This window comes from Kutzneria kofuensis, from assembly GCF_014203355.1.
In the GTDB taxonomy this organism is placed as follows: domain Bacteria; phylum Actinomycetota; class Actinomycetes; order Mycobacteriales; family Pseudonocardiaceae; genus Kutzneria; species Kutzneria kofuensis.
On the sequence record NZ_JACHIR010000001.1, the window covers coordinates 1073692 to 1088469 of the forward strand.

Annotated in this window: 16 protein-coding genes; 6 read left to right on the top strand and 10 right to left on the bottom strand. The window is 71.6% G+C overall.

Going from position 1 to position 14778, the window contains the following annotated elements; genetic code table 11:
- Positions 1 to 57 precede the first annotated feature (57 nt).
- Positions 58 to 945: a TIGR01777 family oxidoreductase gene (locus BJ998_RS04915; protein ID WP_184858867.1), complete on the top strand. Its 888-nt coding sequence runs from the start codon at positions 58 to 60 to the stop codon at positions 943 to 945.
- Here the strand turns inward: BJ998_RS04915 and BJ998_RS04920 are convergent.
- Together BJ998_RS04920 and BJ998_RS04925 are read right to left on the bottom strand one after the other, a co-directional pair.
- A complete protein-coding gene (locus BJ998_RS04920; protein WP_184858869.1) occupies positions 842 to 1306 on the bottom strand; it encodes a hypothetical protein in 465 nt (154 codons plus the stop codon). The two genes, BJ998_RS04915 and BJ998_RS04920, sit on opposite strands and share 104 nt — an antisense overlap.
- A gap of 374 nt (positions 1307 to 1680) precedes the next feature.
- Positions 1681 to 2436: an enoyl-CoA hydratase/isomerase family protein gene (locus BJ998_RS04925; RefSeq protein WP_184858871.1), complete on the bottom strand. Its 756-nt coding sequence runs from the start codon at positions 2434 to 2436 to the stop codon at positions 1681 to 1683.
- 168 nt (positions 2437 to 2604) lie between these two features.
- Between BJ998_RS04925 and BJ998_RS04930 the strand changes: the two genes are divergently transcribed.
- Positions 2605 to 3033 (top strand): SRPBCC family protein, encoded by a 429-nt coding sequence (locus BJ998_RS04930; protein WP_184858873.1) that lies wholly within the window; start codon positions 2605 to 2607, stop codon positions 3031 to 3033.
- Here the strand turns inward: BJ998_RS04930 and BJ998_RS04935 are convergent.
- From BJ998_RS04935 to BJ998_RS04950, 4 genes are all read right to left on the bottom strand, one after another.
- Positions 3026 to 5719: an AAA family ATPase gene (locus BJ998_RS04935; RefSeq protein ID WP_184858875.1), complete on the bottom strand. Its 2694-nt coding sequence runs from the start codon at positions 5717 to 5719 to the stop codon at positions 3026 to 3028. The genes BJ998_RS04930 and BJ998_RS04935 overlap by 8 nt on opposite strands.
- Positions 5720 to 5799: 80 nt before the next feature.
- A complete protein-coding gene (locus BJ998_RS04940; RefSeq protein WP_184858877.1) occupies positions 5800 to 6408 on the bottom strand; it encodes a TetR/AcrR family transcriptional regulator in 609 nt (202 codons plus the stop codon).
- Positions 6409 to 6436: 28 nt separating this feature from the next.
- Positions 6437 to 6970 carry a DUF308 domain-containing protein gene (locus BJ998_RS04945; RefSeq protein ID WP_184858880.1) on the bottom strand — a complete coding sequence of 178 codons (534 nt, stop codon included), beginning with the start codon at positions 6968 to 6970 and terminating at the stop codon, positions 6437 to 6439.
- Positions 6971 to 7050: 80 nt separating this feature from the next.
- A complete protein-coding gene (locus BJ998_RS04950) occupies positions 7051 to 8751 on the bottom strand; it encodes an ABC transporter ATP-binding protein (RefSeq protein ID WP_184858882.1) in 1701 nt (566 codons plus the stop codon).
- 341 nt (positions 8752 to 9092) lie between these two features.
- On the opposite strand from BJ998_RS04950, the gene BJ998_RS04955 reads away from it, so the two are divergent.
- Both BJ998_RS04955 and BJ998_RS04960 read left to right on the top strand, forming a co-directional pair.
- Positions 9093 to 9761 carry a response regulator transcription factor gene (locus BJ998_RS04955; protein WP_184858884.1) on the top strand — a complete coding sequence of 223 codons (669 nt, stop codon included), beginning with the start codon at positions 9093 to 9095 and terminating at the stop codon, positions 9759 to 9761.
- Complete coding sequence (locus BJ998_RS04960) at positions 9758 to 10879, top strand: sensor histidine kinase (RefSeq protein ID WP_184858885.1); 1122 nt, start codon at positions 9758 to 9760, stop codon at positions 10877 to 10879. Before BJ998_RS04955 ends, BJ998_RS04960 begins: the two co-directional genes overlap by 4 nt.
- 69 nt (positions 10880 to 10948) lie before the next feature.
- Here BJ998_RS04960 and BJ998_RS04965 read toward each other — a convergent pair whose 3' ends face one another.
- The gene (locus BJ998_RS04965) at positions 10949 to 11902 is read right to left on the bottom strand and encodes a patatin-like phospholipase family protein (protein ID WP_184858887.1); all 954 of its coding nucleotides are present in this window, start codon (positions 11900 to 11902) and stop codon (positions 10949 to 10951) included.
- Positions 11903 to 11905: 3 nt separating this feature from the next.
- On the bottom strand, positions 11906 to 12067 hold the full coding sequence (locus tag BJ998_RS04970) for a hypothetical protein (RefSeq protein ID WP_184858889.1): 162 nt from the start codon (positions 12065 to 12067) through the stop codon (positions 11906 to 11908).
- Positions 12068 to 12287: 220 nt separating this feature from the next.
- Between BJ998_RS04970 and BJ998_RS04975 the strand changes: the two genes are divergently transcribed.
- Positions 12288 to 12692 carry a VOC family protein gene (locus BJ998_RS04975; RefSeq protein WP_184858891.1) on the top strand — a complete coding sequence of 135 codons (405 nt, stop codon included), beginning with the start codon at positions 12288 to 12290 and terminating at the stop codon, positions 12690 to 12692.
- On the opposite strand, the gene BJ998_RS04980 is transcribed toward BJ998_RS04975, so the two are convergent.
- Positions 12664 to 12852, bottom strand: a complete 189-nt coding sequence (locus tag BJ998_RS04980; protein WP_184858893.1) for a hypothetical protein — start codon at positions 12850 to 12852, stop codon at positions 12664 to 12666. The genes BJ998_RS04975 and BJ998_RS04980 overlap by 29 nt on opposite strands.
- 176 nt (positions 12853 to 13028) lie before the next feature.
- Between BJ998_RS04980 and BJ998_RS04985 the strand changes: the two genes are divergently transcribed.
- Complete coding sequence (locus BJ998_RS04985) at positions 13029 to 13427, top strand: thioredoxin family protein (RefSeq protein ID WP_184858895.1); 399 nt, start codon at positions 13029 to 13031, stop codon at positions 13425 to 13427.
- Positions 13428 to 13429: 2 nt separating this feature from the next.
- Here the strand turns inward: BJ998_RS04985 and BJ998_RS04990 are convergent, their stop codons facing one another.
- A complete protein-coding gene (locus BJ998_RS04990) occupies positions 13430 to 14767 on the bottom strand; it encodes an MFS transporter (RefSeq protein ID WP_312889937.1) in 1338 nt (445 codons plus the stop codon).
- Positions 14768 to 14778: the final 11 nt, after the last annotated feature.

Here is a 14778-nt window from a genome sequence, read left to right on the forward strand (position 1 = left end):
CCGGGGTGGTGGACCACCGCTAGAGTTAACGCCGTTAACCCGACCTTGGGAGGACCGATGCGCGTTGTCGTGGCCGGCGCGTCCGGCGTGATCGGGACCGCGCTGACGCCGGTCCTGCGGGCCGCCGGGCACGAGGTGATCCGGCTGGTCCGCCGCCCGGCCGCGGCCGCCGACGAGCGGTCGTGGGATCCCGACGCGGGCGTCATCGCCGACGGGGCGCTGGACGGGGTCGACGCCGTGATCAACCTCTGCGCGGTCGACACCACCGCCGAGCGGTGGACCCCGTCGTTCAAAGCCGCACTGCTCTCCAGCCGCGTGGTTCCGACCCGGGTACTGGCCGACGCCGTCGCCGCGCACGGCGTTCCCGCGCTGCTCAACAGCTCCTCCGTCGCGTACTACGGCGACACCGGGGACCGCGTCATCGACGAGTCCGCGCCGGCCGGCGCCGGGTTCCTGGCCGAGATGGACCGTGACCGCGAGGAGGCGTGCAAGCCGGCCTCCGACGCACGGGTTGTGTTGCTGCGCACCGGAATCGTGCTCTCCCCCACCGGCGGCCTGCTCGGCCAGCTGCGCCCCATGGTCGCCTGGGGCGCCGGCGGTCGGATGGGCACCGGTCGCCAGTACCTGTCGTGGATCTCCCTCGCCGACGAGGTCGCCGCCATCCGGTTCGCCCTGGAACAGCAGGACATCAGCGGCCCCCTCAACCTCTCCGGCCCGCAACCCGTCACCAACGCCGAGATGGTCCGCTCACTCGGCCAACTCCTGCGCCGCCCCACCCCCTGGGTCTATCCCGCCTGGCTGCTCCGCCTCTTCGCCGGCGAACTCGCCGACGCCGGCGCCCTCACCGGCCAACGCGCCGTACCCGATGCCCTGATGCGCCACGGCTTCGAGTTCCAGCACCCGACCGTCGCGGAGGCGCTGGCCGCCGCGGTGCGGGGCAGTTGATGTCCTTGGGGGCGTCGAGGAGCAGTGAGACGGCGATGGTGACGACGTTGTCGCGGGTGAAGACGTCGACGCCGCCGAGCTTGTCGGCCCAGCGCTGGACGATCTCCGGCTCGACCTGGTCGGCGATGGCGTCGTAGTAGAGCTGGAAGCCGGCCCAGCTGTTGCCGGGCTCGACCTGGCTCGTGTAGTCGGCGAGCCTGGTCCGGCCGACGACTCGGTTGGTGGTGTTCCACAGGTCGTAGGTGAAGTCGCGGGAGTCGCGGATGTCCTTCGGCGTGCCGAGGCGGTGGACGTGGCCGCCGACGAAGGTGTCGATGTCGAGCTTGGCCAGGACGTCGTGGGCACGGAGCACGCCGGGCACGGAGTCGGCGGTGCCCCAGGCCTTGAACGGGGACGCGGCCGCGCGGTGACGGGCAGCGCCGCGAAGGTCTTCTTCGGGGCGGCGGCGGCCCGGCCGGTCGAGTTCGTCGCTCCGAGGCCCGCAGCCGCGCCCGGACCGGCCGCCGCGGCACCGAACGCCAGCGCTCCCCGTCGAGTCATCTGTCCTGCCGTCACCTTCCCCTCTCTCAATACATATATCTGTATATCTATTGCGAGGCTAGCAGGCGACCGGGCATCGCCGGTCGATCGAGTGAGGACATGGCCGGACGGACGGATTCGGTTGCGCGTTCGTCCCCCGGACACAGGTCGGCCCGGCACGAACGACTGTTCATGCCGGGCCGAACGTGATTTCCGCTACTCCGCGGCGATCTGCCGGATGCGGGCGTCCATGGCCGGGCTGTTGCCGGTGATCTGCTTGAACTCCGCCAGTTCCAGCGCGAGCCCCTCGTCCAGGGAAAGCTCGGCCGACCGCACGAGGACCCGCTTAGTCGCGTAGACGGCCTCGGTCGGCAGCTCCACCAGCTTGCGGCACCACTCGACGGCGGCGTCGACGAAGCCCTCGTTCGGCAGCACGGCGTTGACCCAGCCGACCCGCAGCGCCTCCTCGGCGCGGAACACCCGGCCGCGCAGCAGGACCTCGGCGGCCAGGCCCGGCCCGATCAGCCGGAGCAGGCGCGGCGTGCCGCCACCGCCGGTGGTGATGCCGACGTTCACCTCGGGATTGCCCAGGTGCGACCGCTCCGAGGCGACCCGCAGCTGGCAGGCGATGGCCAGCTCGTTGCCGGCGCCCCAGGCCTGGCCGTCGATGGCGGCGACCACCGGCTGCGGGATGTCCCGCACCAGGTCGGTGACCCGCCGCCAGGCCGGCGGCCCGTCCTCGCCCTCGCCGCGGCCGAGGCGCTGCAGGTCCTCCAGGTCGCCGTGCGCGATGAAGTAGCCGTCCACGCCGCCGGTCAGCATCACGGCCTTCAGCTCGTCGGAATCCTTCCCGACCCGCTCCAGCAGATCGCCGAGCTCGGCGATGGAGGCGAAGTCGAGATAGTTCCGCGGCGGCCGCGTGTACGTCAGAACCGCGATGCCATCGCGGTTTTCCAGAGCCCAGTTACCCACTCGGCCCATTATCCGAGAACGGCGTCACCAGCGGCAACGGCACGTTCGGGCATCGACCCCGGTCCGAATTGACGCCACCAGGGTGTCGGCCGGTGACTCACCCTGGGGCGAGCGACCCGGGTCCGGGGCGACGATTTTCCCGTCACACCGACCAGGGAAGGAAATCCGATGTCCGTCACCCGTTTTCACCTCGTCTCCACGCTCAGCCCGGCCGAGGCGCTGGCCGTGCTCACCGACTTCGGCCCGGCCCGCGCGCAGAACTGGCCGTCGATCGACACCGACCACTTCCAGGTGCACGCGGTCGGCGACACCTGGGCCGAGGTCACCGAAGGCACCGCCGCCGCCTGGGAGCGGGCCCGGTACGAATGGGACGCCGCCAAGGGGCGGGTCACCGTGTCCACGCACGAGTCGAAGCTGTTCGGGGCCGGCGGCGGCTGGGTGTTCCAGCTCAGCGCGGACGGCGACGGCACGCGGGTCGACGTCGAGCTGACCCGGGAGCCGCACAACTTCAAGCAGCGCCTGCTCGCCGCCGCGCTGCCGATCGTGGGGCCGGCGAGCCTGCGGAAGTCCTTCGCGGCGGCGTTGAAGGCTAGGTAGCCAACGCCCCTTCCAGCTCGCGGCGGGACGTGATGCCCAGCTTGGTGAAGACCTTGCGCAGGTGCCACTCGACCGTGCGCGGGCTGAGGAACAACACCGCCGCGATCTCGGGATTCGTCTTGCCGGCCACGGCCAGACGGGCGATCTGGGACTCCTGCGGGGTGAGCTCCTCCTCGTTGACGGGGCCGGTGCGTTTGCGGACGGTCTCGCCGGTGGCGGTGAGCTCACGGGCGGCGCGGGCGGCGAAGGACGCGGCGCCGCAGGCCTGAAACAGCTCGTGGGCGGGGCGGAGGTACGTGCGGGCGTCGGAGCGGCGGTTGCAGCGACGGAGCCACTCGCCGTAGAGGAGTTGGGCGCGGGCGACGAGAAAGCCGAGGCGGCCGGTGGAAAGGCGGGAGATGGCCTCCTCGTACTTGTCATCGGACGGGGAAACGAGCGCATCGGCGAGGGCCTGGGTGCCCAGGGCCCAGTCGGTGCCGGCGGAAAGGGTGTGTTCGGCGAGACGGTCGCGAGCCTCGGCGGCGACGGCGGTTTCGCCGGCGTGGGCGGCGGCCTCGACGAGCTCGCGGAGCGCCCAGTGGGTGACGGCGAGGTGCCCGGTGGCCTGCTGGGCGGCGGAGGCTGCGGCCGAGTAGCGGCCGAGGCCGTTGTTGAGCAGGGCACGGGCGTGGTGGGCCATGGCCGTCACGCGAGCCTCGCCACGCTCACCGGCATCCCGGCTGACGGATTCGATCAGCTCCAGCGCCGGCTTTTCCTCGCCCCGCAAGGAAACCAGGGTGAGGGCGGCGAACGGATCGCCGGCGAGGCCGGTGGCCTCCTGCATGGACCGGGCCTCGTCCAGCAACGCGGAGGCGTCGGCCAACCGAGCGTCGGCCAGCAGCGCGCCGGCGCGCAGGGTCAGCGTCGTCGGCAGGACGAAAAGCGCGCCGGCGCTACGAGCGGCGCCGACCGCCCACGCGGTGAGCCGATGCCACACGGCGTCGTCCCACACCTCCTGCGCCACCGGCACGGTCAGCCACAGCAGGCCAAGGTCCTCGGTCAAAGCGCGGGTGAGCTGCGGCAACGCCGGCTCGTAGCCGTCCAGCGCCCACGTCGACAACCCGGTCAGCAGCAACCCGGCCGGATCGTCACCGGCGGGCAAGGCCCGGCCGGCTTCGGCGGCCGGGCGCAGGTCGTCGCCAGCATGCAGAGCAGCACCGAGCGCAGTCAGATACGTCTCCCGAGCGGCGACCAGATCGAGCCCTTCCAACCGCTGCGCGGCGGCGAGCAGCGGCGGTCCGGCGGCACGCCCCCGGTTGACGGCGAACGCGACCTGGGCCCGCAGCCGCTCCACGCCGGCCTGGTGCAGCGGCTCCAACGGCCCGAGTTCCGCAGCTGCCAACAACTCCGGCACCTTGCCCGGTTCCCCGGCGGCGAACCGGGCCTGCGCGGCGGCCAAGGCGCGGGCGGCGCGCGGCTTCGGGTCGGCGGTCAGCTCGGCGGCCCGTTCGAGGAACGCGGCGGCAGCGGCATGCCCGCCGCGAGCGCGGGCCCGATCGGCCGACTGCTCCAGCTCGGCGGCAACCTCCTCGTCCAGTCCGACCGCGGCGTGCGCCCGATGCCAGGCCCGCCGGTCGGGATCCTGCCGCGGATCGGTGACGTCGGCGAAGGCCTGATGCACCTCGCGCAGCTGGGCCGGTGTGGCGGACCGCCAGCTGGCCGACCGCACGAGCGGATGCCGGAACCGAACCCGGGCGCCGAGTTGGATCAGCTCGGCGGACTCGGCCGGCGCGGCGGCGTCCGGCCCGACCTTCAGTCGCTCCAACGCCCGCCACAGCAGCGGCACGTCACCGAGCGGCTCGACAGCGGCGGCGAGCAACAACATCTGCGTGTCCGCCGGCAGCTCCGCGATGCGCCGCTGGAAGCCCTGCTCGATCCGGTTGGCGATCGGCGACGCATTCCGCCCACCGAAGCCGAAGGCCAGCTCCGCCGGCGAGAGGCCGCGCGGAAGTTCCAGTAGCGCCAACGGGTTTCCGTGCGTATCGGCGACGATCCGGTCCCGGACCCGCGCGTCCACCGGCCCCGGCAGCACCGAGTCGAGCAGCACGCGGGCGTCCCCGTCCGGCAGCCCGTCGACCCGCAGTTCCGGCAACCCGCCGAGGAGTTCCTCGTCGCCGGGGCTGCGCGCGGCGAACACCAGGGCGACGGATTCGGCGTCGAGTCGCCGCGCGACGAAGGTCAGGATCACCTCGGACATCCGGTCCAGCCACTGCACGTCGTCCACCACGCACAGCAGCGGCCGCTCCGCCGCCGCCTCGGCGAACAGGCCCAGCACCGCGAGCCCGATCAGCAGCACGTCCGGCGCGGGGCCGGAGCGCAGCCCGAAGCCGATCTCCAGCGCCTGCCGCTGCGGCTCGGGCAGCCGGTCGACGTGCCCCATCAGCGGCGCGCACAGCCGTTGCAGCGTGGCGTAGGCGATCTCGCTCTCGGGTTCGACGCCGATCGCCCGCGAGACGCTGTCGCCGGGCATGGTGTCGGCCAGGTAGTCCAGCAGCGCGGTCTTGCCCGCGCCGGCCTCGCCCCGCAGCACCAGCACCCGGCTCCGCCCGCCGCGGACGTCCCGCAGCAGTCGGTCGAGGGTTTCCTGCTCGCGTCGTCGTCCCAGCAGCACGTCGGCGAGCCTACCCGGGCCCAGCACCGTCCACATGCGACCGAAAACTGGCGGGATCCGTGGGATCTTCTGTACTTGCGGGTCCATTTTTCGCGACGTTGGCCGGAGGCATGGATTCAGTGCTTTCCGCTCGGCCGCAACTGGGCCCCGCGCAGGTGATCGAGGCAGAAGTCCAGCGCCGCCTCGAGATGTCGCGCCGAGCCCGTCGTCATCAGGATCACCACGCCGCCCTGGATCGCGGCGATCACGGCGGACGCCGCGGATGGGGCGTCGAGTTCCGGGTCGATCTCGCCGAGGTCCTGCATCTGTCGGATGCCGATCTCGACCTGGCGCTGCCACTGCACGAACAGCTGCCGGGTCACCTCCTGCGCGGCCGGGGTGCGCCGGTCGATCTCCGTGATCAACGCCCCCAGGGGGCAGTTCACCCCCAGCCGGCGGTAGCGGTCGACAACGACGTCGCGCCACCGCCGCCAGGCCTCCCATGACGTCAGTTCGCTCAGGTAGGGCTGCTGGTCCTCGATCACGCGGTCGGCTTCGCGCTGGGCCACCGCGAGCAGCAGTTGCTCCCGCCCCTCGGGGAAGTAGTGGAACAGCTGGCTCTTGCCGGTGTTGCTGCGGCGGCCGATGTCGTCCAGGGTCACGTTGCCGATGCCGCGCTCACGGATCTCCGTGGCCGCGGCCTCGATGATCCGCTGCCTCGTCGCGGAGCCCTTTTTCGTCAGCACGGTATCGAATGTACCGCTCGGTCCAGTCTCAGGCGGCCACACGGGCCCGGCGGGCCTTCCAGGCCAGGATGCCGGCCTGGACCACGAAGAACGTGCCGCCGGCGGCGGTGTACATGATCAGCGCGGTCAGCGAGGGGTTGTCGCCGAGGGCGACCGGCAGATAGCTCCCGCCGGCGATCACCGACAGCGTGCCGGCGATGAGCAGCGGCCACTGCCGTCCCAGCTCCGGGCCTCGGCGGCGCAGGGCGGCGACGAGCTGCGCGAGGCCGGACACGATCGCCCACAGGCCGAAGACGAACAGCACCGGGCCGACGCCGCTGAGGGCAGCGAACCCCAACCCGACCGCCGCCGCGCCGCTCAACGCGGTGTTGAACACCTGCAGTTTGCGGCCCAGGGTGCCGGCGCGGACGTCAAGCAGCGTGGCCACGACGTCGATCAGCGGGTAGATCACCAGCAGCGCGATGACGAGACTGCTCAGCGGCGTGTGCACCAGGGCGAACGCGGCGGACCAGGCCAGCGCGACCAGGCCGCGGACGAGGTAGATGCGACGGAGGGAGGACATCGGTAGGACCCCTTTCGACCAGGCGATCGGTTACGGGAACCACCTTCGCCGCCAAAGTGGCCCGCTCGCCCCCGGGACGGTCACTGGTGCGCCCCCTGGGGTTGCGCCAGCCGGCCGTCGGCCACCACCAGCACCCGGTCGGCGATGGCCGTCAGCCGTGGGTCGTGGGTGATCAAGATAGTCGTCCTCCCGGCGGTCAGCCGCCGCAGCGGCTTGATCAGGCGGTCGACGGCCTCGGCGTCGAGGCCGGCCGTCGGCTCGTCGAGCACGAGCACCGGGGCGTTGGCCACCATGGCCCGGGCGATCGCGACCCGCTGCCGCTGCCCGCCGGACAGGCCGTGGCCGTGTTGCCCGATGACGGTGTCGTAACCGTTCGCCAGCTCGGTGACGAACCCGTGCGCGTCGGCGGCGATCGCCGCGTCGACGATGTCCCGGTCGGTGGCCGTGGCCGAGCCGTAGGCGATGTTGTCCCGGATCGTGCCGTGGAACATCAGGGTCTCCTGTTGCACCAGGGCGACGTTGCGGCGCAACGACTCCAGGGTCAGCCGACGCAGATCCACGCCGTCGAGGGAGATCGTGCCGGTGTCGGGGTCGTAGAAGCGCAACAGCAGCTTGGCGATGGTGGACTTGCCGGCCCCACTGGCGCCGGTGACCGCCACCAGCTCGCCGGGCCGGACGTCCACTGTGAACTGGTCGATTGCCGGCCGGATCGCTTCCGGGTAGGCAAAACTCACTGATCGCAGCCGCACGTGTCCCGTGGCCCGGGCCAGCGCACAAGCATCCGGGGCATCGGCCAGCGGCGGTTCCGCGTCCAGCAGCTCGACGATCCGCTCCGAGCCGGTGGTGGCCGCGGACACCATCACCCGCAGCTGGCCGAGTTGTTGCAGCGGCCCGTAGATGTACGTGAGGATCGCGGCGAACCCCAGCACGCCGCCCAGGCTGAGCCGGCCGGTGGCGACCTCCCAGGTGCCCAGCGCGACGACGCCGAGCACGCACGCCGTCTCCGCGATGTGCACGACCGGCGCGTAACACGCGCCCAGCCGGGCGATCGACAGGTTGGCCCCGAGCATCCGGGTTCCGGCCGCGAGCAGGCGCTTCTCCTCGGTCTCCTGCCGGTTGTACGCCTGCACCACGGCGACATTGGCGAGGTTCTCCTCGATGATCGCCGTGATGTCGCCGTTCAGGGCACGCCGCTCCCGCGACCGGTCGTTGATGCGACGGGCGAACCGTCGGGTGATCGCCGCGAAGATCGGCGCGACGACGAAGGCCGCCAGCGCGAGCTCCCAGTTCAGGTAGAGCGCATAGCCGGCGAAGAACACCGCGCTGAACAGCGCGGTCACCGCCTGCACCAGGCCGGAGCTGACGAACCGCTCCACGGTGTCGATGTCGTCGGTGAGCCGGGCGATCAGGTCGCCGAGCCGGCGCCGCTCGAAGAAGTCCGGCGTCAACCGCTGGAGGTGCCCGAAGACCTTGGTACGCAACCGAAGCAGGAACCGCTCGCCGGACCTGGCGGTCAGGTACTCGCCGCCGAACACGAACAGGCCGGACAGCACCGCGACCCCGGCCCAGACGCCCGCGGGCAGCCAGAACGCCGCGAGGTCACCCGACTTGAGCGAACTGTCCACAATGGTCGCGAACATGGTGACCGCGACCGAGTCGCAGGCGGCCGCGCCGACCAGCAGCAGGCCGCCGGCCGCGAGCCACCGCCGGTCGTGCCGGGTGAGCGGCCAGAACCGGCGGAACACCGCCCGCGTCGACAGCACCGGCGTGGTGGAATCCACTGTGCACACTCCGTTTCGGACGGGCGACGGGCCCGCGGCGGTGTGCCGCGGGCCCGTCGGCCAGGTCAGCGCTGGTAGTTGCGCGGCCGGACCTCGACACGCGGGGTGACGCGGGGCACGACCACGATGCGCGGCGTGACCCACTGGCGCGGGATGTCGTACTGGCGGGGAGTGGTGTCAGCCATGACTACACCTCTTTCTTGTCGGTTCGCCCACCGGCGGCGGGCACGGGGACAACGTTAGGGAAGCTCCCGTTTCACCGGCGTCTCTCCGCGTCGATATGCGGATGAAACAAGTGTTGTGCGAGGGTGAGTCCGAAAACGACGGTGCGGAGGTCGAAGATGCGCGTGCTCGTGGCCGAGGACGAACCCGTGCTGGCGGCCTTCATCGCCGAGGGCCTGAGACAGCAGGCGATGGCGGTCGACATCGCCCACGACGGGCTGACCGCGGCGCAGAAGCTGGCCGCCGACGAGTACGACGTGGTCGTGCTGGACCGGGACCTGCCCGGCCAGCACGGCGACGACGTGTGTCGGGAGATCGTCGCCGACGGGCTGCGGGCCCGGGTCCTGATGCTCACGGCGATGGGTGACGTGCGGGAACGTGTTGCCGGGCTTCGGCTCGGCGCCGACGACTACCTGGCCAAACCGTTCGACTTCGACGAGCTCGTGGCCCGCATCGACGCCCTCGGCCGGCGCGCCCGGCCGGCCGTGCCGCCGGTGATGCGGCACGGCGACATCGAGCTGAACACCGCGCTGCGCCAGGTTCTCCAGAACGGCCGCTACGTTTCGTTGTCCGGCAAGGAGTTCGGCGTCCTGCACGCGCTGATGGCCGCCGACGGAGCCGTGGTCAGCGCCGAGGAGCTGCTCAGCGGCGTGTGGGACGAGAACGCCGACCCGTTCACCAACGCCGTCCGCATCACCATGTCGCGGCTGCGGGCCAAGCTCGACGACCCGCAGGTGATCGAGACCGTCGCCGGCGCGGGATATCGGCTGCGCAGGGAAACCCCATGAGACGTATCGCGCTGCGGACCCGGCTGACGATCATCCACACCGGACTGTTCCTGCTCGCCAGCCTGATCGTCGTCGGCCTGATCTACTGGCAGAACCGGCAGCGCATCCTGGGGCTGCGCGACCAGGTGTCCCCACGGATCATCTCGGCCCCGAACGCCGTGCCGCGGATGTACACCGACCAGGTCTTCGGTGACGTGCTGGCCGGCCTGCTCCTGCAGTCCCTGCTGACGTTCCTGGCGCTGGGCGCGGTCGCCGGGGTGCTCGGCTGGTGGCTGAGCGGGCGGGTGCTGCGCCGCGTGCACGCGATGACCGCGCAGGCGCAGCGGATCTCCACCGCCAACCTGCACGAGCGGATCGCGCTGGACGGGCCGCAGGACGAGCTCAAGGAGCTCGCGGACACGTTCAACGGGCTGCTGGCCCGGCTCGACGACGCGTTCCAGGTGCAGGGCCGCTTCATCGCCAACGCCTCGCACGAGCTGCGCACTCCGCTGGCCGTGACGCGTACCGTGATCCAGGTCGGGCTCTCGTCCACGGAGCCGGACCGGGTGCGGCGGGCGAAGGAGGAGTTGTTGCGCAGCAACGACCGTTCCATCGCGTTGATCAACGGCCTGCTCCAGCTCGCCCGCGGCGAGCGGGAACTCGAACGCCACGACCGGGTCCGGCTGGACACCGTCGTCGAGAACGCCGTCGAGGAAACCGATGCTCCGTCCGATGTGACGATCGACGTGCACACCGAGCCGTGTGAGGTGCTGGGCGACGAGTTGCTGCTGAGCCAGGTTTTCCGCAACCTGCTCGACAACGCCGCCCGCTACAACGTTCCCGGCGGCAGCGTGTCGATCCGGGTGACCGCCCATGGGCAGTTGACCGTTTCCAACACCGGTCCGGTCGTGCCGGCCGACGAGGTGGCGCTGCTGTTCGAGCCGTTCCACCGGGCGACGGACGCCAAGGACGGCGTCGGGCTCGGTCTGTCCATCGTGCGGGCCATCGCCGCCGCCCACGGCGGGCGAGTCGCCGCCCGGCCCCGACCGGACGGCGGACTCGTCGTCACCGTGGAGATCCCGCTCAGTGGAACAGCGACTGGCCGGAGACCGACCGCGTCGAGCCGTCCTTCAACGTGATCGTGGTGTTGCCGGCCGCCGTCGACCAGGCCTCGGTGGTCGGCTTCGACGCCGGCCCCGGCTCGACGATCACCCGTTCATCTTGTCCAGGAAGGCTTTCCCCGCGGCCAGGCCGCGGTCGAACAACAGCTGCGCCTGCTCCCTGGTCATGCCGAAATCCATCGACGAGACCTCGGTGGTGTCCACGGCGATCGTGCGCCGGCCGATGCCCTCGTCGTCGAGGTGGTACTGGTTGTTCGACACCGACAGGAACGTGTCGATCATGCCCTTGGCCTCCCCGAGCGCGGAGGTGATCGGCTTGTCCACGAACGGCGGCGTGGCGCTGATCCGGACCGCCCAGGTCGGCCAGCGGGGAGCGCGGCCGTCGTTGCGGTCGAACAGGGTCACCGGGAAGTTGGCCAGCAGCCCGCCGTCCACCCACGTGACCTGATCGCCCTTGCCGGTGGTGAACTGGTAGGGCCGGAAGAAGAACGGGTACGACATCGAGGCCCGCACGGCGTCGACGATCCGCTGCTCGCCGGCCGGCTGGTCGTACTGGTCGTAGTCCCACGGCAGCCGCACCAGCACCTGACGGGACAGGTCGGTCGCCGCGACGACCAGCGAATAGGCCTGGTACTCGTACATCGAGCCGTCCGGGTCGTCGAGCCGGAGATCGCCGAAGGTCGTCACGCCGACGGCCTGCAGCAGCGGTTCGAGCCACTCGTACAGGTAGTCCCCGCTGTACATCCCGTCGTGCAGCAGGAGTTCGATGCCGCGCCCCACGTTTCCGGCGACTCGCTCCAGCACCGTGTCGTCCTTGAACGCGGCGTACTCCATCTCCCGCATCACGGGCTCCAGCTTGTGCAGGTCCTCCCCCGCCCGCTGGTACGCCGCGACCAGCGCGGCGACGATCGCCCCCGCGCTGGTGCCGGCGATCCGGTGGAACCGGTATCCCGCGTCGTACAACGGAAGTATCGCGCCGAGCGCCGCGATTCCCTTGACGCCACCGCCCTGGACGACCAGGTCGACGTTCTTGGTCGCCATGGCTCAGCCCACCGCGCAGCGGTAGGGGATCCGGGCGAGAACCTCACCGGTTCCCTGCATGGGTAGGGAATTCGTGGTGCCGGTGGTGTTCGGGTCGGGCACGGTGACCAGATTGAGGTGCCCGGCGACGAACGCCAGGCGCGAGCTCTCAGCGGGTAGTCGCATGCGCGCAATCGCACAGACCGGCGCGGCGGCCGGTCAAGGATCGCCGTGATCGGTCGCGGAAACAGACCGGAAACCGTGCGCGTTCGGTCCGGGTGCGTGCCCCGGCCGGCCGGTATCCCCGAGACCCGTGCCCCGCACCGGCCTAGACTGTCGTACCGGATCGTCGACATCGTGGCCAGGACGGATCCGGCCGCTGACCGGACGCGAGGGAGGACGCGGGATGGCTTGCCGCATCAGCGAAATCGTGGTCGAGGCGCGTGATCCCGAGCGGCTCGCGGCGTTCTGGGCCGAGGTGCTCGGCTACGTCGTGATCGGCCGGGAGGGCAACGCCGTGGAGATCGGGCCGCCGGACACGGGGTTCGGCGGCCCGCAGCCGACGCTGGTCTTCGACCGGACCAACGACGCCCCACGGGTGAAGCTGCCGCTGCACCTCGACGTCAACCCGACCGACCGTGACCAGGAGGACGAACTGGCGCGGCTGCTCGCCATCGGGGCGCGCCACGCCGACGTCGGACAGACCGGCGACGAGAGCTGGTACGTGCTGGCCGACCCCGAGGGCAACGAGTTCTGCCTGCTCCGCCGCAGGATCGACCCCGTCAGTCAGCGGGCGCGGGGCCCGCGGTGACGGCGCCGACGATCAGCCCGTGCGGCTGAGCGGAGTCGTCCACCGCCCCCAGGTTCCACGGCAGCGTGATGTTCGGGTCGCTGGTCACGCCACGGGGATCGGTGTCGTTCGGCGCGACGACGGTGAGGCCGGCCGGCTGGCAGATTCGAGGTACACTCATCAGTGCCGAATCGTGACGTCACGAGGCCGCCGGCGCACCCTCCGCGATGGCCGTCCGCGGCCTGTTCGAACTCCCGGCCAGCGGCTCGGCGACCGGGCACGAATTCGGGGGGTGAACGGGCACCGTCGAGGCGTGGAAGCGTCCGATGTGGAGCGATGGGTCGTACGGTGGGCGGCATGATGAAGCCACTGTCCGCCGACCAGCACGACGCCGTTCTCGCCGAGGGCCTTGCGGTGCTGGTGTTCCGGGTCGCCGAGAGCCCGGCCTGCCAGAACTTCCAGCCGGAGCTGGACGCGTTCGTGGCGAAGCGGCCGGAGATCGCGGTGTGGACCGTGGAGGCGATGGAGCAGCGGGACCTGGCGGAGCGGCACGGCCTGCGGGCGCTGCCGACGATCGTGGTCTACCGGGACGGCCTGCCGGCGCGCCGGTACGCGGGGGCGATGTCGGCGGCGGACCTCGAGGAGGAGGTGGACGAGCTGGCCGAGGCGGACATGCAGGAGGAGTACAACGACTGGATGGTGGAGATGCTGGAGACCGGCGAGGCCGGGTCGCCGCACGTGGGCACCCGCCGCTGAGCCTATCCGGCGGCCCGCCGGCTGAGCACCAGCCCGCCGAGCAGCGTCGACACGACGAGCACGGCGTTCAGGGGCGTCCAGCCGGCGGTCGGCCCGAGCAGGGCCACGAGCACACCGCCGAGGCCGATGAGCACGGACTGCCCGAACAGGTCGGACATCTGCAACGCGGCCGTGTTGAAGCCGCGTTCCGTCTCCGGTGACAGGCGCAGCACCAGCACGGACACGCTCGACGTGGCCAGGCCCATGCCGATGCCGGAGACAGCCCACGCCGGTCCCGCCAGCCACGCCGGCCCCCATGCGGGCGCGACCAGCGTCACCAGCGCCACTCCGGACGTGATGCCGAGAAAGCCCCATCGCATGAGCAGGGCTTCGCTCACGCCCGGACGCCGCGCCTGCAGCCACGAGCCGATCGCCCAGCCCACCGCGGCGGTGGTCAGCGGCACCCCGGCCAACGCCGGCGGGTAGCCGTGCACCTGCTGCAACACCAGCGGCAGGAACGCCTCGCTGCCCATGAACGCCCCGGACATCAGGCTTCGGGCCAGCACCGCGCTGGGCAGTCCGACCCGCGCGGTCACCGTGCCCTTCGGCAGCAGCACCAGCACGGCCGGCGCCAGCAGGGCCAACCCCGCCGCGACGACCGCGATGCCGACGGCGTCCGGGTGATCACCGGCCCAGCCCAGCACCGCCAGCCCGACCGCGGCCGCCACGGCGGCGACGACCTGCCCTCGGCGGCGCTGTCCGTCCGTCGGCTCGAACGCCGGCAGCCGGCGGGCCACGAGCACCACCAGCGCCCACCCGGTCAGCACGAACGGGACCAGGCCGAGGAAGATCCAGTGCCAGTTGAGGTACTGCGTGACCAGGCCGGCGATGGTCGGCCCGACCAGCGACGGCACCACCCAGGCCGCCGACATCGCCCCGATGACGACCGGCCGGTCCCGCTCCGGGTACACCCTCGCGATCGCCACGTACACCGCGACAACCTCCGCGCCACCGCCGAGACCCTGTAGCGCGCGGCCGACCAGCAGCTGCGTCATGTCGCCGGCGGTGCCCGCGACCAGCAGCCCGAGGGCGAACAGCAACGGCCCGACGATCAGCATCGGCGCCGGCCCGCGGCGGTCGCACACCCGGCCGCCCAGCACGTTGCCGACCACCTGCGTCGCCAGGAACATCGTGAACGGCCACGAGTACAGCGACTCGCCGCGCAGGTCGTGCACCAGGGTCGGCAGCGCCGTGGTCACGCCCATCGACTCGAACGCCGCCAGCGTCACCAGCATCAGCAGGCCGGTGGTCGCCGCGCGGCGGTCCGGCGCCCAGAGCGCGCTCCCCGTAGCCACAGTCACCCCACGACTGT

Excerpts from the sequence above, each read along its gene's own strand:
- BJ998_RS04980 (WP_184858893.1), bottom strand. The coding sequence starts at position 12,852 with ATGAGTGTACCTCGAATCTGCCAGCCGGCCGGCCTCACCGTCGTCGCG.
- BJ998_RS04975 (WP_184858891.1), top strand. The coding sequence starts at position 12,288 with ATGGCTTGCCGCATCAGCGAAATCGTGGTCGAGGCGCGTGATCCCGAG.
- BJ998_RS04945 (WP_184858880.1), bottom strand. The coding sequence starts at position 6,970 with ATGTCCTCCCTCCGTCGCATCTACCTCGTCCGCGGCCTGGTCGCGCTG.
- BJ998_RS04935 (WP_184858875.1), bottom strand. The coding sequence starts at position 5,719 with ATGTGGACGGTGCTGGGCCCGGGTAGGCTCGCCGACGTGCTGCTGGGA.
- BJ998_RS04930 (WP_184858873.1), top strand. The coding sequence starts at position 2,605 with ATGTCCGTCACCCGTTTTCACCTCGTCTCCACGCTCAGCCCGGCCGAG.
- BJ998_RS04985 (WP_184858895.1), top strand. The coding sequence starts at position 13,029 with ATGATGAAGCCACTGTCCGCCGACCAGCACGACGCCGTTCTCGCCGAG.
- BJ998_RS04955 (WP_184858884.1), top strand. The coding sequence starts at position 9,093 with ATGCGCGTGCTCGTGGCCGAGGACGAACCCGTGCTGGCGGCCTTCATC.
- BJ998_RS04970 (WP_184858889.1), bottom strand. The coding sequence starts at position 12,067 with ATGCGACTACCCGCTGAGAGCTCGCGCCTGGCGTTCGTCGCCGGGCAC.
- BJ998_RS04960 (WP_184858885.1), top strand. The coding sequence starts at position 9,758 with ATGAGACGTATCGCGCTGCGGACCCGGCTGACGATCATCCACACCGGA.
- BJ998_RS04965 (WP_184858887.1), bottom strand. The coding sequence starts at position 11,902 with ATGGCGACCAAGAACGTCGACCTGGTCGTCCAGGGCGGTGGCGTCAAG.
- BJ998_RS04915 (WP_184858867.1), top strand. The coding sequence starts at position 58 with ATGCGCGTTGTCGTGGCCGGCGCGTCCGGCGTGATCGGGACCGCGCTG.